The organism is Corynebacterium minutissimum (assembly GCF_000805675.1).
Lineage (GTDB): Bacteria > Actinomycetota > Actinomycetes > Mycobacteriales > Mycobacteriaceae > Corynebacterium > Corynebacterium minutissimum.
Genome location: NZ_JSEF01000026.1, coordinates 1 through 1645, shown reverse-complemented (window position 1 = coordinate 1645; position 1645 = coordinate 1). Strand labels below are relative to the sequence as shown.

Genomic DNA, 1645 nt, shown 5'->3' with positions numbered 1-1645 from the left:
TGTGATGTCTAGCGACTTTTTGGACACGGAGTCCAGGATGTTTTTGGACGGGATGTCTAGTGGCTTTTTGGACGTTTGCGGCGGTGGAATAGCCGGATGGCTATTCCATTGCATAAGCGTAGAAAGGTCGCAGATTTCGATCCCGTTCGTGACGGCAAGACGGTCACACAGTTTTGCAAAGAATTAGGAATCTCGCGGCAGACGTACCACAACATCAAAAGCCGGATAGCGCAGAAGGGTCGCGCAGGTATTGTGCCTGATTCGACTGCCCCGAAGAATCCGATTAAGAAATTTAACGAGGCCGATAAAATCGCAGTCGTCCACGCCAGGCAGGAGTTGATGGAGCAAGGCTTGGATTATGGGCCTTGGTCGATCTACTACTTCTTGTTTGACACTGTAGGCCCAGATTCCACACCGTCGCGTTCTACAATCGCCTCGTGGCTTCATGAGCTGGGATTTGTTGATGCCAATGCCCGCAAACGGCCACGCAGCTCCTATAAGCGCTTCGCCCGTGATCTCGTCGGTGAACTCTGGCAAATCGATGGACTGGTCTACCGCCTCTTTGACCATGCCCACACACATGTCACGATTTACCAGATTATCGATGATGCCAGCAGATTCGATGTCGGAACCACAGCGTTCGCTCTGCCAGAAAACGGTACTGATGCGCGCGCCGTACTGGCTGCAGCGTTCGCCGCCTACGGCAAACCTCAAGAAATCCTTTCCGACAATGGCGATGCGTTCGCCACCTATCACCGTGGTTTTCTCTCTGCTACTGAAACTTGGCTCGCTAGCCAAGGTGTACTTGCTATTGCTGGTTTCGCCCCGACAACCCAGGGAAAAGACGAACGCTCTCACCGCACGTTGACCCAGTTCCTCGATGCACGCCACCCAGTCAGCCTTGCTGAGGTCAACACATATCTGGCTGAATATCGCCAGGTATACAACGAACGACGACGGCACCAATCACTGCTGGTCGGCAAAATGCACATCACACCACGCCAGGCCTTCGATACCTTCCCCAAGGCACCATCGCCTCAGCATCCACTCGATCCCGAGCAGGTCTGGGCCCGCGTAGTCGCTTATAACCAAGCGCACAATCCACAAGCTGTATCCGAAATGCTAAACGGCCCCGCGGAAGCGGCAACTTCACACGAGGCCTGCACCGATGACATGGCAGCTTTGCAAGGCATACCTCCCACCGATACCCCCACACTAACGGCGCCGACGACAAATTCAACAAACCATTGGGGTATCCCAGACCAGCTCTGCGTAAGCAAAGACGGCGTTGTACGCGTGTGCGGCTTCGGTCTCTACATTGGTCTGAGGTTTAAAAACCGCAGACTCTACTCCACAGTCACAGCCGAAAACGTTGCGGAGTTCTACACGGCCCATGACGGTGAATTCCTCTTCAGCGTGCCACTGCCGATCACGTTGAGCCACAGACCACCAGGTGGCCAGATCAACATCAACCTCGTTGAAGGAATGAAACACCGCCAACCACCGCGGATGAACCCGAAACTATCCAAACCCCGGCCGAAACGCAGGCCACAACCATAAACCGCTAGAAGTGTCCAAGACCTCCATGGATTCCGTGTCCAAAAAGACACCGGACTCCATGTCCAAAAACCCTATGGACATAACA

At 54.0% G+C, this 1645-nt stretch carries 1 protein-coding gene; it reads left to right on the top strand.

What is annotated here, in order from left to right; genetic code table 11:
• The first annotated feature begins 96 nt into the window (after positions 1-96).
• Positions 97-1560, top strand: a complete 1464-nt coding sequence (locus tag NX84_RS12720; protein WP_082013979.1) for an integrase core domain-containing protein — start codon at positions 97-99, stop codon at positions 1558-1560.
• The last annotated feature ends 85 nt before the right edge of the window (positions 1561-1645 follow it).